Genomic DNA, 20,359 nt, shown 5'->3' with positions numbered 1-20,359 from the left:
AGGGCCGTGGGGTGGGGGGCCGTGGGGTGGGGCGCGGAAGCGGCGGAGGGCCCGGTCGTGGCAGGGACAACCTTGCCCGCCGCATATGCCGACGGGCAAGGTTCTTGAGCAGCATCTGAGCTTCGAAGCCTCCCGGCCTGCTCTTGACCTGCTACTTCTTCCGGTTCGCGGGGGAACCTGCCGCTTGCCGGTTCTTGAAGCCGATGTCCTGGTAGCGGGGGGCGGCGAAGCCGAAGGCCCCTACGTTGGCGAGCTTCTTGTCGACGGCGACGAGCTGCGGGCGTTGGAAGAGCGGAATCGATCCGGCAGCCGCCCAGATCCGTGCGTCCGCCTGCTTCATCAGCTCCCGTGCCGCCTTCTCGTCCAGTTCGGAGACCGCCTGGTCGAAGAGCTGGTCGATGTGGTCGGTGCCGACCCGGGTGTAGTTCTGCTCGACCAGCAGCGATCCGTCGGTGGCCGGCTCCGGCTTCGCGTAGATCGGCCGGCCGTCGGTGGCCGGGTAGGCGGTGGCGGGCCAGGAGTAGAGCGCCAGGTCGTAGTCGCCGGAGGCGATGTGGTCCTTGAAGTAGCTCTCGTCGGGCACCTTGGTGATCTCCGTGCCGACCCCGATCGAGTCCAGCATCGCCGCGATCCGGTCGCCGACGGCGCGCAGCGACTGGGAGCCGGGCCCGGACGGGAGGACGAAGCGCAGGGTCAGCGTCTTGCCCTCCTTGCCGAGCGGGCCCTTGACCGACGCGGGAGCGGGGGCCGCGGTGCCGGCCGGGGCGTACGCGCCCGCCGGGCCGCCGGGCTGCTTGTCCTGGGCGCTGACGCGGTTGTCCTGGGCGTTGACGTGGTTGTCCTGGGCGTTGACGTGGTTGTCCTGGGCGTTGCCCTGGTTGTCCCGGGCGCTGACGCGCGAGGGCGCTTCGTCGGCCGGGGAGTCGGCCCCGATGAGACCGGCCTGGCGCAGGAGCTCGACGCGCTGGGCGTGGGCCGCCCGCGCTGGGGCGAGGGCGTCGCCGGGCTTGCCGTCGTCGGCCTTGCCGTCGTCCCCGACGATGTAGAGGCCCTCCTTGCGGGAGGCGGCGGAGTCCTCGGAGGCTTCGCTCTCCCCCTCGGTCTTCTTCTCCGCCTTCTCGTCCTTCTTCTCCTTCTCGTCCTTCCCGGCGCTCCCCTCCCCCTGCTCGGCCGTCTTCCCCTCCGAGTCCGCCTTCTTCTCGGCGTCCTTCTCGGACTCCGCCCCCGCGCCCTCGGCGGCGTCCTCGCCCTTCTTCTTCTCCGCCTCGCTGCCCGCCTTGGTGTCCTTCGGCTTCTCGGCCGCTCCGCCCCTGGTCCACCCGGCGTCGGCCAGCAGCGCCTGGGCCTCCTCGGTGTTCTGGTCGCCGAGCGCCCCGCTGCCGTCGTGGTAGCCGGGCTGTCCGGCGAGGGCGAGGTGGCTGCCGATCGGCTTCGCGGGCAGCCCGAGCGGCCGGAGCACGGCCTCGGCCAGCTCCTGGCGGTCCAGGGCGCGCGCCACCGCCCGTCGCACCCGGTCGTCCGCGAGCGGGCCGGTCTCCCCGTTCAGGGCGAGCTGGGTGTAGGCGGGCTCCAGGGACTTGCGCACGGTGTAGGCGCGCAGGGCCTTCTGCTCCGCCCCGTACACGGCGATCGCCTTGGTGTTCTTCTCCCGCGCGGCCTGCGCGATCTCCGCCTGCTCCTCGTCGGAGCCGTTCGCCAGCGCCCAGGAGCGCAGCGCGGCGGCGGGGGTGATGCCGGCTCCGGGGCCGTGCGTGAGCGGCTGCCCGTTCGACCCCTTGTCGCGTAGGGCGAGGGCGATCCGGTCGGCGGTGGCCGGGTCGATGTCGGCGACGTCCACGGTGCCGTCGGCCAGCGCGTCGGTGCGCCGGGCGGGCTCGACCGCCCGGAAGACGAGCTTGTCGAGCTTGGCCTTGTCGCCCCACCAGCGCGGGTCGCGGACCAGGGTGACGGTGCCGTCGGACTTGCTCACCGCGCTCAGCCGGAAGGGTCCGGCGGTGTTCTTCAGCGTGGTGCGCGCGCCGTCGTTGAAGGTCGCCGGCGAGCCGGTGACCTCCTTGGGGTAGAGCGGGGAGAAGAGCGAGCGCCAGTCCGCGTACGGCTTCGAGAACGTGACCCTGACCTGGAGGTCGTCCGCGCCGCGTTCGATCTTCTCGATGCGCTCGTATCCGGCGTTGCGTGCGGTCCAGTAGGCGGAGTCCTTGCCGCTCAGCGCCCGCCACTGGGCGACGAAGTCGGGGGCCCCGATCTCCCGTCCGTCGCTCCACACGGCCTGCTGGTTGAGCTTGTAGAGCACGACCTGCTTCGGCTCGCGCTCGATGACCTTCGCGGACTCCAGGTAGTCCGGGTTGAGCTTCGGCCGGCCGGTCGCGTCCATCGGGAAGAGCGTGGGAAGCAGGGCCCCGGTGATCCGCGTGGTGGCGCTGTCGGCGTCGGCCTGGAAGGCGTTGAACGTGGTGGGCATCGCGTCGACCGCCCAGTTCACCGTCGACCCGTCGGCGACCACGTCCCGGGTGGCGAAGGCGATGTCCTGGGGGACTCCCCGGGACGTCTCCTCGGAGCCGGAGCTGCATCCCGCGAGCACGGGGATGGTGAGCACTCCTGTCGTGAGGAGCGCGATCGAGCGACGCTTTCGTGCCGTCCCGCGCGGGACGCCGACGTGGGACATGGCTGATACCTCCGGGGCCGGGCCCGGACCACCCCGTACCGGAATGGCCGGAAAGTGCTTGTTTGGTGGCATTTGCAGTTGATCACACTGATGACGTCCACCCACTGAAAGCGCCCCCTCGCGAGAGGGGGCGCAGACACGGCGGGCGGGAGCCGCAAGCTCACCCGGCCGGAGGAACGTTTCGGTCTCAGCCGGGCAACCGGAGCACCCTCCGCCAGGTCGTGCCGCCCCGCCTGCGCCACCGCGTCGACCTGCCGCGCGTCACCCTCGGTCCGACCGCCCGCGGCTCAGGGAGCAGGGAGCAGGGACGAGGGAGGAGGGAGCAGGGTGACTCCCCGGACACGCCCCAGCAGACGCCGACCGTGTCACCTGCCCGCTCGGCCCGCCCTGCCCCGCCTCAGGACGGAATTCCCGTCCCGTCGCGATCGCGCGCCTCGGTGATGCAGTCGTGCAGCCTGTCGCGCACCTCCCGCAGCTCCGTCATCTGGCGGTCGAGGCGGTCGCGTTCGGCCGCGAGCAGCTCCACCAGTTCGGGTGGCCGCTCACCGGATTCGGCGAACGGCAGCACCTCGCGGACGGTTCTGCTGGGCAGGCCCATGGAGTAGAGGTGTTGGATCAACCTGACCCGTTCGACGGCACCGGCCGGGTACCGGCGCTGGCCACCCGGATTGCGGGTGGAGTGCAGCAGGTCCTGCTGCTCGTAGTAGCGCAGCGCCCTGACGCTGACGCCCGCCTTCGCCGCGACTTCCCCGATGCGCAACCCGGCCTCCCGCCTCGATCCCGCGTCCGGCTTGCACCTGACGTGGGCGTCAGGTTTTAGCGTAGCGGCCACCGGCGCGAGCCATCCCCTGCGGACGTCCGCACGGACCGACGGCCTGCTCCAACTCACGTCTCCGTAGCCCAGGAAGGATCAGCGATGTTCATCAGGAACGCGGCCGTGATCACCGAGAGCGCGGCGTGGTCGGCATGAGCGACGTCAGGACCGTCGTCGTCCTGGGCGCCACGGGGCAGCAGGGAGGATCGGTCGCCGCGGCGCTGCGGGCGGACGGCTGGGCGGTGCGCGCGGTCGTGCGGGACCCGTCCGGCCACCGGGCCCGGTCCCTCTCCGCCGCCGGCGTCGAAACCGTCCGCGGCGACCTCGGTGATCCGCGGTCGCTCCGCACGGCCTTCTCCGGCGCCCACGGCGTCTTCAGTGTCCAGCCGAACTCCGGCCAGGCCGGCTCCGGCGTGACCGACGAGGACGAGGTCCGCTTCGGCACGGCGGTGGCCGACATCGCCGAGCGCTGCGGGGTCGCCCACCTCGTCTACAGCTCGGCGGTCACCGCGGGCTCGACGACGGGCGTCGACCATCTCGACACCAAGAACCGTGTCGAGGCCCATGTCCGGAGCCTGGACGTCGTCGGCACCATCATTCGGCCGGCCACGTTCATGGAACTCCTCCTCACCCCCGGAACGGGCCTCGACCGGGGACACCTGTCCTTCCTGATGCGTCCCGACCAGACCATGCGCTTCATCGCGGTACGCGACATCGGCCGCATCGTCGCCGCCGTCTTCGGCTCGCCCGGTCGCTACGCCGGCCGCACGATGGAGATCGCCGGTGACGCGCTCACCGGCAGGGCCCTGGCGGAGCATCTGACCCGGGCCGCCGGCCGGCCGATCAGCTACAGCCGCCTGCCGACGGCGCTGCTGTCACAGGACGAGGTCCTCGGCAAGGTGGCGGCACTCGTCGACGACGGCAGGCTGGCGGGAAGCGCGAACCTCGACGTGTTGCGCGCGGCGTTCCCCTTCCTGCTGCGCTTCGAACGCTGGCTGGCCGGCCCTGGCGCGGGTCTCCTCGATGAGGCGCTGCGTTCCCCGGACGCGGGCCTCGCTCCGCGCTGAGCGAGGCCGGCCGGGAGGCGCCCGCATCGTGCTCGCCACCTGCGGATCAGGCCGTGACCGTACGAGAACGAGCCACGTTCCGCCCGCGCGCAGGCGCGCCGCATCGTGCCGCCTTGCCCCTCCCGTGGCCCAGGATCTAGGGTGAATGCGCTTTCACGAGCCGGAGGAAACGGCATCAGCACCATCAGCACGGAGAAGCGGCCGGGGCGGCTCCAGCGGCCGTTAGACCGGCCGGAACGGGAGCAGCGCACGCGCCAGGCGCGGCGCCGCGGACGAAGAAGCGGACGGACGGTCGAGTGAGCGCCCCCACGGTGTACGACGTCGCCGAGCGGTCGGGCGTCTCCATTGCCACGGTCTCGCGGGTCTACCGCAACCCGGACTCGGTCCGCGCCCAGACCCGCGAGCGGGTCCTGGCGGCGGCGCGCGAGCTGGGTTACGTGCCGAGCGGCAGCGCGCGGGGCCTGGCCAGCCGCACCACCGGGGTGCTGGGCCTGTGCTTCCCCGACTACGCGGACCCGGACGCCGAGACGGGGGCGGCGGCCGGTGACGCGGACGACGACCAGGCCGTCATGCTCTACTCCGACCAGATCATCCGCGGCATGGAACGGGCGGCCCGCCGGCACGGTTACGCGCTGCTCATCGCCGCCTCGCTGGACGGCGGGCCGGAGAGCCTGGTCGCCAAGGTGGCGGGGCGGGTCGACGGTTTCGCCGTACTGGCGCAGACCGTGCCGACGGAGGATCTGGAGGTGATATCGCGCCGGCTGCCGGTGGTGATGCTCGCCGGGCCGCGCGAGATCGACCACCTGGACCACATCGTGGTGGCCAACGCCGACGGCGAGCGCGCGTTGACCCGCCACCTCGTCGAGGACCACGGGCTGCGCCGGCTCGCGTTCGTCGGCGGCGAGGACGACTCGCCGGACGCCCGCGCGCGGTTCCAGGGTTTCCAGGAGGCGTGCCGCGACGCCGGGCTTCCGGTCCCCTCCCTCCCCGAGCTGCGCACCGGCACGCTGACGCAGGCCGAGGGCGCGCGGGCGGCGGGTGCGCTGCTGGACCGTGCCGAGGCGGCCGGGCTGCCGCGGCCGGACGCGATGCTGTTCGTCAACGACCAGATGGCGGTGGGGGCGCTCCAGGCCCTGGAGCGGCGCGGGGTACGGGTGCCCGAGGACATCGCGGTGACCGGGTTCGACGGCATCCCGCTCAGCCGGATCGTCCGCCCGCCGCTGACGACGGTCCGCCAGCCCATTCGTCAACTGGGCGAGCAGGCGGTGGAGTTGCTGGTGCAGCGACTGGCTGATCCGGGCCGGCCGCCGGTCTCGCTGGAGCTGCCGGTCTCGGTGACGCGCCGCGCGAGCTGCGGCTGCGGCTGACCTCCGACCGGCCACCGATACGAGCGGTGGCGGCGGACACGAGCAGCGGCTGCCGCCACGAAGCCGATGCCGTGCGGCACGTGCTCGTCGGCCTGTTCCGGGACGCCCGCTACGCGGCCACGCTCCCCCATCCCCCGTACGCACGGCAGGATCGCGGCGGCCCCGGGCAGCGGCAGCGGGACGTCCGGGCCGGGTTCGCGGCGACCGCCGTAGCCGTGCCCGACGACGAATCCGTACCGCACCGGCCGGTCGGCCGGCAGCACCAGCCGGCCGCCCGGCCGGACGCCGCCCACGGAGGAGTACGTCACCGGCCGGACGCGCACCCCGTCGCGCTCCTCCTCCACCGGCCCGACCTCGGGCCTCACGGCCACCCGGCGGGCCCGTTCGTACCGGCTCCGCCAGAACGCGTCGACGTCCTCGCGGGCCGAGGGCGCGGCGATGCCCAGCAGTTCGTCCGGTGCGGGGCTCCCACAGGCGGGATCGAACGGGAAGTCGTGCACGAAGCGTGAGACGGAGCCGAACGGGAAGCCGTGGACGCATGAGGAGGCGTCGGCGGGCGGGAGGTCGGGTGCGGTCGCAACCATGCCCGCGAGCGTAAGGGGGTGTCCCGCACGGGCCGACGCCACGAATCGGTCACATCATCTGTTCTTCGCCAAACAGGGCACTTAACGTTCAACGGGCACGGCATCACGACAAAGGGTCTTTCCGAGGCGTCCTGACAAGGGCCCCGGCAAGGCGTCACCACAAGGCGCCGACATGTCGAACGCGTTGCACGAGTGTGACCCAGCACCCTCTTGCGGATTCCGGAACGCCTGGCGCAAAGTGATGTATGCGCTTACAGGCAGCGCATACATCCGGATTGCTCAAGGAGGAGCCCTCCATGTCCCGCATGTCCCGCACAGCCAGAACAGCCCCCGCCGGCCTCGCGGTCGCGCTCGCCGCCACCCTCTCCGCCTGCGGCTCCTCCGGCGGTGACGACGTCGCGGCGGACGAGAAGCAGACGCTCACCGTGTGGGCGATGGGGGCCGAGGGCGAGAAGCTCGCGGAGGTGGCGAAGGTCTACGAGAAGGCCAACCCGAACATCACCGTGAAGGTGACCCCGGTCGGCTGGGACGTCGCCCACCAGAAGCTCGTCTCCGCCGCCGCGGCCGGCACGATGCCCGACGTGGCGCAGATGGGCGGGAGCTACCTGGGCGAGTTCTCCGAACTGGGCGTGCTGGAGCCGGTCGACACCAAGGCGTTCGACAAGAAGAACTTCTTCCCGGCCGGCTGGAACCAGGGCGAGGTGGACGGCACCGCCTACGGCGTGCCGTGGTACGTCGACACCCGGGTCCTCTACTACCGCACCGACCTCGCCGAGAAGGCCGGCGTCGACAAGGCCCCGGCCACCTGGCAGGAGCTGCGGGACCTCGCCACCGCGTACCAGGAGAAGGCAGGGACGAAGTGGGGGCTGTCGATCCAGCCGAGCGGCCTGGACACCGTCCAGAACTTCTACCCCTTCCTGTACTCGGCGGGCGGCGAGATCATCGACGCCGAGGGCCGGGCCGTCATCGACAGCCCGGCGGCCGTCAAGGCGCTCAAGGAGTACGGCACGTACTTCGACAAGGGCCTCGCCGACAAGTCCGTGCCGCCCGGCTACGACGTGGTGAAGGACTTCGGCAACGGCCGGGTCCCGATGTTCTTCGGCGGCCCCTGGCACGTGACCCTCATCGACGAGGGGCAGCCGCAGCTCAAGGGCAAGTGGGCCATCGCGAACGTCCCGGCGGACGCCTCCTCGACCTCCATGGCGGGCGGCTCCTCCCTGGTGATCTCCAAGGACAGCGAGCACAAGGCCGCGGCCACCGAGTTCATCAAGTACCTCACCGACACCGAGGGCCAGGCCGACTGGTACGAGCGCACCAAGGACCTGCCCGCCAACACCTCGGCGTGGGAGTCCGGCACGCTCGCCGACGACGCCGACCTCCAGATCTTCAAGAAGCAGATGGACACCGCCAAGTCCTCTCCCTCCCTGCCCCAGCTGACCGAGATCACCGACAAGGTCGACCAGGCCGTCGCGAAGGTGACGCAGGGCAAGGCGTCCGCCGAGGACGCGCTGAAGACGGCGCAGTCCGAGATCGAAGGCCTCGTGAAGCAGTAGCCATGAGCACCACGACCGGAAAGACCGCAGAGCCGGCCCCGGCGCCGGCCGGTCCGGGACGCACCCCGCTCCCGGACGCCGCAGCCGAGCCCCGGGGCCGCCGGGGCGGCGCGCGGAAGCAGAAGCCGATGGGCGTGCAGAACGCGGCGGGCTGGCTGTTCTCCACCCCGTTCCTCGTCCTGTTCACCGTCTTCATGGCGTTCCCGATCATCGCCACGCTGGTGATGAGCTTCACGGACTTCGGGCTGCGCAACGTGACCCGGCCGTGGGAGGCGGAGTTCATCGGGTTCGAGAACTACGTCAAGCTGTTCGGCGACGAGAAGTTCCTCACGTCCCTCTTCAACACCGGGTACTTCGTGGTCGTCGGCGTCCCGCTGACCATCGGGATCGGGCTGGTCGTCGCCGTCCTGCTGAACAACGGCATCGACCGGGCGCGGACGTTCTTCCGGGTCGGCTTCTACGCCCCGGTGGTGACCACCATCGTCGCGGTCGCCGTCGTCTGGCGCTTCGTGCTGGACCCGAGCGACGGTCTGATCTCCGGTCTCCTCTCCGAAGTGGGCCTCACCTCACCGGACTTCCTCGGCTCCGAGGCGCTCGCGATGCCCTCGTTGATCGCGATGGCCGTCTGGCGCAACGTCGGCACGGTCATGGTGCTCTTCATCGCGGGCCTCCAGGCCATCCCCACCGAGGTGCGGGAGGCGGCGAAGCTCGACGGCGCGAGCGTCTGGCAGGAGTTCCGGGGCATCACCGTGCCGCTCCTGCGGCCGACCCTCCTGTACGCCGCGGTGATCACCACCATCGGCTACCTCAACGTGTTCGAGGAGCCGTTCGTGATGACGCAGGGCGGACCGTCCGACTCGACCCTCACCGTCTCGCTGAACATGTACCGCGAAGGGTTCAACTTCTTCCACATGGGCTACGCGAGCGCCATGGCGTACGTCCTGTTCGTGGTGATCATGGGCATCACGGTGCTCCAGCTCCGACTGCTGAAGGACAACACGAAATGAGCGCCGACAGCGGCGACGCACCGGCCCGCACCCTGAAGAAGCGGAGCGCCTCGCGCCCCCTCGTCCACTTCCTGCTCTCCCTCGGTCTGCTGATCATGTCGGCGCCCTTCCTCTGGATGGGTCTGTCCGCCTTCAAGACGCAGAGCGAGCTGTCCGCGAGCCCACCGGTGTGGATTCCGACGGAGTGGACCCTGGAGAACTTCCGGCAGCTGCTCGACAAGCTGGACCTGCCGCTGTACTTCATGAACTCGGTGATCGTGGCGGTCCTGGTGACCGTCTCGAACCTGGTCTTCTGCTCGATGCTCGGCTACGCGCTGGCCAAGCTGAACTTCGTCGGCCGGAACAAGATCTTCGGCCTGGTGCTCGGCGCGCTGATGGTGCCCGGCAACCTGATGCTGCTGCCGCTCTTCGTCCTGATGAGCAAGCTCCAGCTGATCGACAGTTACGCGGGTCTGGTCCTGCCGTTCGCCGCCGGGGCCTTCGGGGTCTTCCTGATGCGGCAGTTCATGCAGTCGATCCCGGACGAGCTGCTGGAAGCGGCCCGGATGGACGGCGCCGGCGAGTGGTACATCTTCTGGCGGATCGTCATGCCGCTGGTGAAGCCCGCCCTCGCCACCCTGTCGATCTTCACGTTCCTGGGATCGTGGAACAACTTCGTCTGGCCGCTGATCGCGACCAACGACCCCGACAAGTACACCCTTCCGGTCGCCCTGGCGACCTTCGCCACCGACCCGAACAAGGCCGGCGGCTCCAACGGAATGCTGATGGCCGGGGCGTTCCTGGTCGTGCTGCCGGTGCTGGTCCTCTTCATCGCCCTCCAGCGGCACTTCACCCAGGGCGTCGCCACGGCGGGCATGAAGTAGACCGCCTCCCGCGCACCGCCTCCCCCGCACGGCCTCAAGCGCACCGCCTCCCGCGCACGCTCACCGCCTCCCCCGCACCGCCGGACTCCCGTACGGGGCCGGGGCCGCGCCCCACCCCGACCGCGGCCACACCCCGCCAACGCAACGCACCAGAAGGACACTTCGCCATGACGCTCACCCCTGCCCCGGCGCCGGTCCCGTTCCCCGAAGGCTTCCTGTGGGGCGCCTCCACGGCCGCCCACCAGATCGAGGGCAACAACACCAACAGCGACTGGTGGGTCAAGGAGCACTCGACCGGCACCCATATCCAGGAGCCGAGCCTGGACGCCTGCGACAGCTACCACCGCTGGCCCGAGGACATGGACCTGCTCGCCTCGCTCGGCTTCACCGACTACCGGTTCTCCATCGAGTGGGCCCGCATCGAGCCGGCCGAAGGCCGCTTCTCGCGCGCCGAACTCGCCCACTACCGACGGATGGTCGAGGGCGCGATCGAGCGCGGCCTGCGCCCGATGGTGACGCTGCACCACTTCACCGTGCCGCAGTGGTTCGAGGCGCGCGGCGGCTGGACCGCCGAGGGCGCCACCGAGCTGTTCGCCCGGTACGTCGCGGCCTGCGCGCCGGTGATCTCCGAGGGCGTGAGCCACGTCTGCACGATCAACGAGCCGAACATGATCGCCGTCATGGCCGAGCAGGCCAAGCGCGGCGACATCGGCTTCCCGCCCGCCGGGCTGCCCACCCCGGACGACGAGACCACACAGGCCGTGATCGCGGCCCACCACGCCGCCGTCAAGGAGGTCCGCGCCCTGGACGCGGGCATCCAGGTCGGCTGGACCATCGCCAACCAGGTCTACCAGGCGCTGCCCGGCGCCGAGGACGTGACCGCCGCCTACCGCCACCCGCGCGAGGACGTCTTCATCGAGGCGGCGCGCGGCGACGACTGGATCGGCGTGCAGTCCTACACCCGCACCCGGATCGGCCCGGACGGACCGATCCCGGCCGCCGACGACGTCGAGCGCACCCTGACCCAGTGGGAGTACTACCCCTCGGCGGTCGGCCAGGCGCTGCGCCACACGGCCCGGGTCGTCGGCGACGTGCCGTTGATCGTCACGGAGAACGGCATCGCCACCGCCGACGACAGCCGCCGTGCGGACTACTACGCCGGTGCCCTGAACGAGGTCGCGAGCGCGATCGCGGACGGCGTCGACGTCCGGGGATACCTGGCGTGGAGCGCCCTGGACAACTACGAGTGGGGCTCCTACCGGCCGACGTTCGGCCTGATCGCCGTCGACCGGCAGACCTTCGAGCGCACCGCCCGCCCCTCCGCCCAGTGGCTCGGCTCGCTCGGCCGCACGCGCGAACTCCCGCGCCTCGCCGACTGATCCCCGGCGCCCCTGATCGGGGAGCCACCTGACGGCTCCCTCCGGTGCGGGGGCCGGCGGCACCTGACGACCGCCGGCCCCCGCGCCGCCCGCCGCGGGACGACTCAGCACCCGCAGCACCCGCAGCACCCGCAGCACCCGCAGCACAACGCCACGACATCCCTTCCCTTCCCTCTTCCCCTCTGCCACCGGGAGCCGGACCGATGGACCGTCGCACGTTTCTCGCCGCCGCAGGAACCGGGGCCGCCGCCCTGTCCCTGGGAGCCGCCACCACCTCCGCCTCCGCCGCGCCGCCCCGCCGCGCGGCCGACCCGCACCTCCTCGACCAGTGGTTCCGCGACACGTACCGCTCGATCGAGGCGATGACGACCGACTTCGGTCTCGCCGCCGACAAGATCGACCTCAGCGGCTCCGGAGCCCCCGTGCCCTCGCGCCAGACCTCGCCCACCAACATCGGCTGCGGCCTCTGGTCGACCGTCGCCGCCGCCGGGCTCGGCGTGATCGGCGAGAGCGCCATGCTCACCGCGCTGCGGCGTACGGTCGCCGCCGTCGAGAAGCTGGAGCGCCACCACGGCTTCTGGCTCAACTGGTACGACGCGCACGACGGTTCGGTGCTGACGACGTGGCCGGACACCGGCGACCCGGTCCGCCCGTTCCTCTCCTCGGTCGACAACGCCTGGCTGGTGACGGGGCTGCGGATCGCCGCCGACGCCGCGCCGTCGCTGCGCGGACGCATCGGGCGCATCCTGGACACCGCCGACTGGTCGTACTACTACACGCCCTACGACCCGGCCGATCCGGTCGCGGGCCCCGGCCAGTTGCGCGGCGGGGTCTGGACCGACACCGGGGAGCCCACCGCGCACCACTACGGCGCGCTGAACACCGAGCCCCGCATGGCCAGTTACCTCGGCATCGCGGACGGCTCGCTGCCCGGCGAGCACTACTGGCGCCTGCTGCGCACGATGCTGCCCGAGCACGAGCAGGAGCAGCGTCCCGGCGGCGGCCACGTCACGGTCGACGGCGTACGGGTGTGGAACGGGCACTACACCCACCGGGGCCGCAAGGTCGTCCCGACCTGGGGCGGTTCGATGTTCGAGGCGCTGATGGCACCGCTGTTCGTGCCGGAGCCGGAGTGGTCGCCGCGCTCCTGGGGCCTCACCCACAGCCGCTTCGTGCGCGGCCAGATCGAGCACGGGATGCTGGAGGCGCGCTACGGCTACTGGGGCTTCTCGCCGGCCAACGTGCCCGAGGGCGGCTACCAGGAGTACGGCGTCGACGCGCTCGGCATGCAGGTGGACGGCTACGCCTCCAACACCGACCGCACGCACACCACCGACGGCGCGCCGCTGCCGCCGCCGTCCGCCTTCACCAACGGGGTCGTCACCCCGCACGCCTCGTTCCTCGCCCTGCCGTACGCCCGGCGCGAGGCGGTGGCCAACCTGCGGGCCCTGGAGCGGGACTTCGGCGCGTACGAGGAGGGGTACGGCTTCCGGGACTCGGTGAACGTCTCCACCGGCCGGGTCAGCGACTTCATGCTCGCACTCGACCAGGGCATGATCGCCGCCGCGCTGGCCCAGGAGCTGCGCCCGGGGCTGCTCCAGCGCCCGTTCCGCACGGGCGGTTTCCGCTCGCGGGTGCGCCCGCTGCTGGCGAAGGAACGCTTCTCCCTCTGAGGGCGCGGTCGGCCGGGACCCGTCAGCGCGGGCCCCGGCCGGCGGCCCGGTGTGCCGCGGACGGCTGCGGAGCCGCCCGCGGCACACCGGACGTACGGTGTTCAGCTGCCGGCGGGCCTCGGGGCCACCACGCAGGAGGACTTGCCCGATTCCAGTGCGCCGTTGACGGCGGTCACGCAGAACTCGTAGTTCCACACGCCCGGGAACAGGTACGCGACGGTGTGGCTCGGGTCCTGGACGATCCACTCGGTGGCGGTGGACTGGCTGCCGTTGTTGATGTTGCGGGTCCAGACCCGGTAGCCGGCGGCGGCCTTGGAGCCGGTCCAGTTCAGCTCGACGGTCGTCGCGTCGGTGGACGTCACCTTCAGGCCCGTCGGCGTCGGCGGGGTGCCCGCGCCGACGACGACGGGTCGGCCGACGGCGGGCAGGCCGCCTCCCGCCTTGTTCCAGGTCTGCACGGCCAGGGAGTAGCGGTGTCCGGGCTTCAGGTTGTCGAAGCGGAACGACTTCTCACGCGTACCGGCGGTGTCGACGAACGCGCCCGGCGTGTCGAGGTCGTACGCGAGGACGGCGTAACGGTCGATGGTGTCGGTGTACGGACCGGTCGGCGCGCCCCAGGCGAACTCGACTCCGGTCGCCGTGGGGCGGGTGACGATGCCGACGGGTCCGGCCGCGGTCTTGGGGTGCGCGGTGGCCTTCTTGATGCCCGACCAGGCTCCTTCGACTCCGTCGCCGCCGTTGGTGCGGACCTGGTACTCCCATTCCTGGCCGTCGACCACCCAGTTCGTGTCGAAGCGGTTGGCGGAGATGCGGGACGGCGGGTTCCAGACGGGGGAGCCGGCCAGGCGGGAGCGGACTTCGTAGCCGTACGCCCCGTAGACCGGGTCCCAAGTGACGACGATGCCGCTTTCCGCCGAGGTGGCATTGACGTTGCCCGGCGTGGGGGCCGAGCGGTTCGGCGCGCTCGCGGGGACGTCCGGGACCGAGCCGCCCAGGCCGAACTCCTTGTGCAGTGTGGTCATGTAGGCGTTGGCGATCTGGTGCTCGCCCAGGGCGTTCGGGTGCAGCCCGTCGTAGGCGGCGGGGCAGGCGTCGGGCGCGCAGCGGTAGGAGCCGCGCCAGTCGACGAGCTTCACCGGAGAGGTGCCGGTGCTCCACGCGGGGATGGCGTCGGCCAGCATCTTGTTGTACGTGTCGGTTTTGGTGATGAGGTCGTCACGGCCGCCGATCTTCGTCCGCTGCGGGACGTTGGCCAGGGCGAACTTGAGTCTCGGCTGGGCGGCGCGGGCTTCGTCGACCAGCGTCTTCATGCTGGCGAGGGTGCCGGAGGCGTCGCTGACGAACCAGCCCATGTCGTTGAACCCCAGCCCGACGAGCAGCAGGTCCGGCTGGTACTTCTCGACCTGCGCCTTGATCAGGGACTTGTCCTGGGCGGCCTGCCGTCCCCAGACCGCGAAGTGGTCGCTGTCGAACTCCCCGGCGTCCCTGGCGTAGCCGCCCGACGTGCGGGGCGGCCCCTCGGGCGGTGCGGCCTCGCCCTGGAGGCGGGGCGGCTGGGGTGCGGTCGGGGCGGTCGGGGGCTGCGTTCCGGTGTACGGGCCGACGAAGTCGACGGCTATCCGCTGGTCGCGGAACCACTGCCACAGCCGGTAGCGCCAGGTGTAATCGCCCTCCAGCCCCTGGCTCATGGAGTCGCCGACGACCATCACCAGGTAGGTGCCGCCGCTGTTCTGGTTGCGGGCGATGATGTCGTCGATGAGCCGCCCGCCGGGGAAGTCCATCATGATCACGCCCAGCCGGTCCCAGGTGGACCGTCCGCCGAACTTCTCGCCCCGGTCGGGGTGGAACTCCGGACAGCGGTCCTTCTGGTCGCGCAGGCACTGGCCCAGGAACTCGTTCACGCCGGTCGCCGTGGGCGTACCGCCCGCGACGGTGTAGGGGTGGACCAAGCCGCTGCTGCCGCTGGCGTAGTTCACGTACAGCGCGCCCGGCTTGTACGGGTACTCCTTCTCACCGGGCCGCGAGGAGTCCCAGGTGCCGTTGGTCCTGCGCAGGTGTGCCCGCACCTTCTCCCACTTGCCGGCGATGTCGGAGATGGTGGACACCTCGAAGTCGTCCTGGACGTACTCCTCGTTCATGCCGTTCGCCGGGTACGGCTGCTTGATGCCGTAGCCGTCGTAGATGCCGCCGTTCGGGGCCCGGAAGCCCATGAGGACGATCTTGCCGCGCACCTCGCCGAGCGTCGGCGCGGTGTCCCGCTGGCCCTTCCCGGTCACCGAGGGTCCCCAGAACAGGTCGCGCCAGGCGGTGGCCGGGGTGCTCCCGTCGCCCTTCCCGGTGTAGGTGCGGCCGTCCAGGTACGAGTCCAGGACCTTCTTGCGCCACTCGTCGGTGCCGAAACCGTCGGCGTCCTTGCAGGACGGGATCTTGCCCTCGCACTCGGCCTTGAGCTGGAGCAGCACCGTCTCGTCGGGCTTGTCACGCAGGAAGTCGCGGGTCACGTTCAGGACGTCGGTGAAGTTCGCGTACTGGTAGGCGGCGCCGTGGTGGATGGTGAACCCGAGGCCCTTGTCGCCCTTGTCGACCCGCACCCGGATGTCCAGGGCGCGGATTCCGGCGCGGTACTGGGTGGTCAGCGTCTTCGCGCTGAACCCGTGGTTCTCCTGGGTCCGGGTGAGGCTGTCGATGGGACCCGCGCACGTCTCGGTCTCGGGGTCCATCTCACCGCAGAGCGAGATGCTGTCGTGCGTGCCGGGCACCGAGAGCCAGGACAGGCTGGTGCCGTCCGCGATCCTCGACATCCAGTCGGCGTTGGCCGGGGACGCGCTGGTGATGCTCTTGTAGTTGTCGTCCGCCTGCGCCGGACCGGCGGTCAGCACGACGCCCGAGGCGGAGAGGAACAGGGCGAGCCCGGCTCCGATGAGGGTCCTGCCGCGCCGCCGTACGGATCTCGTCGCACGGGCCGGTCTTATGGAGGAAGGTGAGGAGAGCCGGAAACGTAACCTGGGCATGCGCACCCTGTCAGAGATGGGCCACGCGAGACGCGGCCACCGGATGGGACGCTCAGAGTCTGGCAGCGCCCCACGACGCCCAGCCCGCCAGGGTGCACACGATCACTGGATTCCGCCCGCTAATTCCCCTGCGGGGAGAGCGAATTGCGCCGTTCTTCTCTCTGCTCGCACATCGGCGGGGCGCCGTCGGCCGGGTCCGGTACGGCCAGCGCCCAGCCCGCCATCGACTCCAGTACGTCCCGCAGCCCCTCGCCCGACGGGGTCAGCCGGTACTCGACCCGGGGAGGGATCTCCGCGTACGCGGTGCGGACGACGATGCCGCTGGCCTGGAACTGGCGCAGGCGGCGGGTGAGCGTGTGCGGGCTGATGCCCGGCAGGGCGTCCCGCAGCTCGGTGAAGCGGCGCGGCCCCGGCAGCAGCTCGCGCACGATGAGCGTGGCCCAGGGGCCTCCGAGGAGGACGAGAAAGCGGGCGACGCCGCACTCGGGCAGCTTCTCGGGATATTCCGTCGTCATTTTTGGAGCCTAACCCATTGGTGCAGTTGATGTAACTAGGTCACCTCATGCACTAATGGGCTCATGACCTACGTGATCCACGGCGCCACCGGCGCCCAGGGAGCCCCCGTCGCCGCCGCCCTCGCCGCCGCCGGCAAGTCCGTGACCGCCCTCACCCGCAACGCCTCCGCCGTCGTGCCCGGCGCGCGGGTGGTCGCGACCGACTACTCCTCCCTCGAACAGCTGACCGCGGCCTACCGCGGCGCGCAGGGCGTCTTCGTCCACCTGCCGATGGCCTCGGAGGAGGACCGCCGCCGGCACGCGGCCAACGTGGTCGCCGCCGTCCGGGAGACCCGTCCGGGCCGTGTGATCGTCTCCACCAGCGGGGACGACTCCGGCCTCCAGGACCCCGCCGGCAACGCCCTGGGCGCGCTGGTGGCCGGCCTGGAGGAGTCCGGGGTCTCCTACGCGGTGGTCGCGCCGCGCCTCTACATGGAGAACCTGCTGCTGCCGCCGGTGCTCGGCACCACCCGAGAGACCGGTGTGCTGCGCTATCCGCTGAGGCCCGACTTCCCCGTCGCCTGGTCCTCCCACCTGGACGTGGCCGACGTCGTGGCCGCGCTCTTCGAGCAGACCGGGATCACGGGCACCGTCGCGATCGGCCAGGACCCGGCCGTCACGGGCCCGCAGCTGGCGGAGGCGTTCGCCGGGCGGCTCGGCCGACCGGTGGCGTACGAGGCGATGGAGCCCGCCGACTTCGGCACGGCGATCGCCCCGCTCTTCGGCGAGCAGGCCGCGACCGGCGTCGCGGGCTTCTACGGGTTCCTGGGCACGCTCCCCGAGTTCACCGTCGACGCCGACCGGTCCGCGCAGAAGCTGCTGGGCGTCTCGCCCCGCACCCCGGCACAGTGGCTGGCCGACATCGGCCTCTGACACCGCCCGAAGACGGTTTCCGCCCCGCCGGGGCGGGAACCGTGACGGCGCTCACAGTGCTACGGCTCCTGCCGCGGCTTCCAGTCCTCGACGAGCAGCCCGAGCAGTACGTCGTCGAGGAACTCGCCCAGCACCCACGCCGAGGACCGCAGCACACCCTCCCGGACGAACCCGTTGCGCTCGGCGGAACGCAGCATGGCGGTGTTGTCCGACAGCGTCTCGATCTGGAGCCGGTTCAGGCCGCGCACGGCGAAACCGTACTGGCACAGCGCGGCGACCACGTCCGTGCCGTAGCCCTTGCCCCGGGCGGACGGCAGCAGTCCGAGACCGATGTGCGCGGAGCGGTTGTGGTGGTCGATGCCCCACAGCACCGCGGAACCGACCAGCGCACCCCCCTCCAGTTCCACCACGGAGAACGGGACGCTGCCGTCCTCCGCGTCGCCCACCACGAGCCGCGGGTCCTTCGAACCGGGCGGGATCGGCCGCCACGCCCGGCCGTCGGCCCGCGCGGAGGTGACCACGTCGTTGTAGAGCTCGTCCCGCAGGGCGGGAACGTCTTCCTCGCGCCGGGCCCTGAGCCCGACCTTGCCGTCTCTCAACATGCCAGCTTCCTAGCGGACCGGGCTCGGTGACGGCAATCGGATTACGGGTGAGGTGGCGGAACGACGCCGGTGGCCCGGCGGTGGAACCGAGCGGCACAGGGCCCGCCCGCGTCGAACGAGTGGCACGGTGTGGGACATGTCGACTCCAACTCCTCCTGCCCTTCCTCGCCAACTCACCCGCACCCGCCGCTTCACCCTCGGCGCACCCGCCCGTTTCACCGTGACGCCGGACGGCGGCACCGTCCTCTTCCTGCGGAGCCGGGCCGGGGACGACCCGGTCGGCTGCCTCTGGGCGTTCGACCCGGCGACCGGCGCGGAGAGGCTGCTGGCCGACCCGGCCGAACTGCTCGGCGGCGCGGCCGACGCCGTTCCGGAGGAGGAGCGCGTCCGGCGCGAGCGTGCCCGGCAGCAGACCTCCGGAATCACCGACTACGCCACCGACACCGCCGCCCGGCTGGCCGCTTTCGCGCTCTCCGGACAGCTGTGGGCGGTGGACACCGGCTCCGGCGCGCTCCGGAAGCTGCCCGCCCGGCACCCGGTGGTGGACCCGCGCCCCGCCCCGGACGGACGGCACATCGCCTACGTCTCCGGCGGCGCGCTCCGGGTGATCCGCGCCGACGGCAGCGGCGACCGAGCGGTGGCCGCGCCCGAGCCCGCGGAGGGTCCGGACGTCTTCTTCGGCCTGCCGGAACACGTGGCGAGCGAGTCGATGGGCCGCCACCGGGCGTTCTGGTGGGCGCCGGACGGGGAACGGCTGCTGACCACCCGGGCCGACAACCGGGCGGTCCGGCTCTGGTACCTCTCCGATCCGGCCGACCCCGCCCAGCCGCCGCGCACCATGCGCTACCCGCAGGTCGGTACCGCCAACGCCGAGGTCACGCTCTGGATCGCCGACCTGGCGGGCGGCCTCTCCGAGGTCCGCTGGGACCGCGCCGGCTTCGAGTACCTGCCCGCGGCCGGCTGGGACGGCCACGGCCCGTACGCCGCCGTGCTCAGCCGCGACCAGCGCACGCTCCGGCTGCTGGCCGTCGACCCGGCGGACGGCACGACCAGCCTGCTGGCCGAGCGGCACGACGAGCGCTGGGTGGAGCTGCTGGTGCCCGGGGTGCCCGCGCGCACGGCCACCGGCCTGCTGGTCGACTGCCTGGACCGGGACGAGACCCGGCACCTGAGCGTCGGCGGCACGCCGGTCACGCCGGACGGCCTGCAACTGCACGAAGTGCTGGCGGTGGATGGCGAGACGGTGTCCTTCGTGGCCGCTTCGGAGCCCACCGAGCGCCACCTGTGGACGTACCACCCGGGCCGGGGCATACGCAGGCTGACCGGGCAGCCGGGCGTGCACGCGGGCGTTCTCCGCGGCGGCACCCTGGTGCACACCGTGCGCACGCTGGACCTGCCGGGCTCGCGCACCACCGTGCACCGTCCGGCCGAGGACGGCCGATCTCGGCCGGACCGCCCCGCGCCCGTCGCGATCACCTCGTACGCCCAGCGGCCCCTGCTGCGACTGCGCGTCGAGTCCGCCGCCGTCGGGCCGCGCGAACTGCGCACGCACCTCTTCCTGCCGTCCTGGCACCGGCCCGGCGACGCACCGCTGCCGGTACTGGTCGACCCGTACGGCGGTCCCGCGATGCAGAAGGTGATGGCCGAGCAGAGCAGTCACGCCTTCGTCTCGCAGTGGTTCGCCGAGCAGGGCTTCGCGGTGCTGGTGACGGACGGCGCGGGCACGCCCGGACGCGGACCGCGCTGGGAGAAGGAGGTCTTCGGCGACCTGATCGGCCCGCCCCTGGCCGACCAGGTCGCCGCGCTGCGCGCGACCGCCGAGCGCCGCCCGGAGCTGGATCTCGGCCGGGTCGGCATCCGCGGCTGGTCGTTCAGCGGGACGCTGGCCGCCGCCGCGGTGATGCGCCGCCCGGACGTCTTCCACGCGGCGGTGGCCGGCGCCCCGCTCACCGACCAGCGTCTCTACGACGCCTGCTGGAAGGAGCGTTTTCTCGGTCCGCCCGACCGGTACCCGGAGCACTACGAGGCGTCCTCCCTGCTCGCCGACGCTCCGCAGCTCAGCCGTCCGCTGCTGCTCGTCCACGGACTGGCGGACGACAACGTCTTCGCAGCGGGCACGCTGCGGCTGTCCGCCGCCCTGCTGGCCGCCGGCAGACCGCACGAGGTACTGCCGCTGAGCGGGATGACGCATGCCGCACCGACCGACGACACGTTCGCCCGACTCCAGGGGCACCAACTGGAGTTCTTCCAGAGGCACCTGGGCGGCCCGCCCGCCAGGGCCGCCACCTGAGGCCCGGCCCGGTCGTGGCAGACGAGCGGCCCGCCGCACGGAGGATGTTCCGTGCGG

At 71.8% G+C, this 20,359-nt stretch carries 14 protein-coding genes and 1 pseudogene; 9 read left to right on the top strand and 6 right to left on the bottom strand.

Annotated elements, in window-relative coordinates; translation table 11 throughout:
- Positions 1-151: 151 nt before the first annotated feature.
- Positions 152-2,665 (bottom strand): ABC transporter family substrate-binding protein, encoded by a 2,514-nt coding sequence (locus EES43_RS19680; RefSeq protein WP_124269916.1) that lies wholly within the window; start codon positions 2,663-2,665, stop codon positions 152-154.
- A gap of 397 nt (positions 2,666-3,062) precedes the next feature.
- Positions 3,063-3,425, bottom strand: coding sequence for a MerR family transcriptional regulator (locus tag EES43_RS19675; protein WP_124269915.1), 363 nt, complete (start codon positions 3,423-3,425; stop codon positions 3,063-3,065).
- 206 nt (positions 3,426-3,631) lie between these two features.
- Between EES43_RS19675 and EES43_RS19670 the strand changes: the two genes are divergently transcribed.
- Positions 3,632-4,546 carry an NmrA/HSCARG family protein gene (locus EES43_RS19670; RefSeq protein WP_124269914.1) on the top strand — a complete coding sequence of 305 codons (915 nt, stop codon included), beginning with the start codon at positions 3,632-3,634 and terminating at the stop codon, positions 4,544-4,546.
- A gap of 296 nt (positions 4,547-4,842) precedes the next feature.
- Positions 4,843-5,913 carry a LacI family DNA-binding transcriptional regulator gene (locus EES43_RS19665; protein WP_124269913.1) on the top strand — a complete coding sequence of 357 codons (1,071 nt, stop codon included), beginning with the start codon at positions 4,843-4,845 and terminating at the stop codon, positions 5,911-5,913.
- A gap of 62 nt (positions 5,914-5,975) precedes the next feature.
- On the opposite strand, the pseudogene EES43_RS19660 reads toward EES43_RS19665, so the two are convergent.
- Positions 5,976-6,413: pseudogene (locus tag EES43_RS19660) on the bottom strand (acetylxylan esterase); the annotation flags it as partial.
- A 389-nt stretch (positions 6,414-6,802) separates the two neighbouring features.
- Between EES43_RS19660 and EES43_RS19655 the strand changes: the two are divergent.
- The 5 genes from EES43_RS19655 to EES43_RS19635 all read left to right on the top strand — a co-directional run bounded on the left by EES43_RS19655 (position 6,803) and on the right by EES43_RS19635 (position 12,972).
- Positions 6,803-8,050, top strand: a complete 1,248-nt coding sequence (locus EES43_RS19655) for a sugar ABC transporter substrate-binding protein (RefSeq protein ID WP_124272071.1) — start codon at positions 6,803-6,805, stop codon at positions 8,048-8,050.
- A 2-nt stretch (positions 8,051-8,052) separates the two neighbouring features.
- Entirely contained in the window at positions 8,053-9,057 is a 1,005-nt protein-coding gene (locus EES43_RS19650; protein ID WP_124269912.1) for a carbohydrate ABC transporter permease, read from the top strand.
- Entirely contained in the window at positions 9,054-9,920 is an 867-nt protein-coding gene (locus tag EES43_RS19645) for a carbohydrate ABC transporter permease (RefSeq protein WP_124269911.1), read from the top strand. Before EES43_RS19650 ends, EES43_RS19645 begins: the two co-directional genes overlap by 4 nt.
- Before the next feature lie 167 nt (positions 9,921-10,087).
- Entirely contained in the window at positions 10,088-11,299 is a 1,212-nt protein-coding gene (locus EES43_RS19640) for a glycoside hydrolase family 1 protein (RefSeq protein ID WP_124269910.1), read from the top strand.
- Between the two features lie 203 nt (positions 11,300-11,502).
- Positions 11,503-12,972: a glucoamylase family protein gene (locus tag EES43_RS19635; protein ID WP_124269909.1), complete on the top strand. Its 1,470-nt coding sequence runs from the start codon at positions 11,503-11,505 to the stop codon at positions 12,970-12,972.
- 101 nt (positions 12,973-13,073) lie between these two features.
- On the opposite strand, the gene EES43_RS19630 is transcribed toward EES43_RS19635, so the two are convergent.
- The gene (locus EES43_RS19630) at positions 13,074-15,983 is read right to left on the bottom strand and encodes a phosphatidylinositol-specific phospholipase C domain-containing protein (RefSeq protein ID WP_124269908.1); all 2,910 of its coding nucleotides are present in this window, start codon (positions 15,981-15,983) and stop codon (positions 13,074-13,076) included.
- 119 nt (positions 15,984-16,102) lie between these two features.
- On the bottom strand, positions 16,103-16,498 hold the full coding sequence (locus tag EES43_RS19625) for a winged helix-turn-helix transcriptional regulator (protein WP_124269907.1): 396 nt from the start codon (positions 16,496-16,498) through the stop codon (positions 16,103-16,105).
- Positions 16,499-16,561: 63 nt separating this feature from the next.
- Between EES43_RS19625 and EES43_RS19620 the strand changes: the two genes are divergently transcribed.
- The gene (locus EES43_RS19620; RefSeq protein ID WP_124269906.1) at positions 16,562-17,410 is read left to right on the top strand and encodes an SDR family oxidoreductase; all 849 of its coding nucleotides are present in this window, start codon (positions 16,562-16,564) and stop codon (positions 17,408-17,410) included.
- A 59-nt stretch (positions 17,411-17,469) separates the two neighbouring features.
- Here the strand turns inward: EES43_RS19620 and EES43_RS19615 are convergent, their stop codons facing one another.
- Entirely contained in the window at positions 17,470-18,012 is a 543-nt protein-coding gene (locus EES43_RS19615) for a GNAT family N-acetyltransferase (protein ID WP_124269905.1), read from the bottom strand.
- Positions 18,013-18,148: 136 nt separating this feature from the next.
- Between EES43_RS19615 and EES43_RS19610 the strand changes: the two genes are divergently transcribed.
- Positions 18,149-20,302 carry a S9 family peptidase gene (locus tag EES43_RS19610; protein ID WP_124269904.1) on the top strand — a complete coding sequence of 718 codons (2,154 nt, stop codon included), beginning with the start codon at positions 18,149-18,151 and terminating at the stop codon, positions 20,300-20,302.
- Positions 20,303-20,359 lie beyond the last annotated feature (57 nt).

The sequence above is a fragment of the Streptomyces sp. ADI96-02 genome (genome assembly GCF_003846185.1).
In the GTDB taxonomy this organism is placed as follows: Bacteria; Actinomycetota; Actinomycetes; order Streptomycetales; family Streptomycetaceae; genus Streptomyces.
Note: the sequence above shows the minus strand (reverse complement) of the source record. Positions and strands in the feature narration are given on the sequence as shown.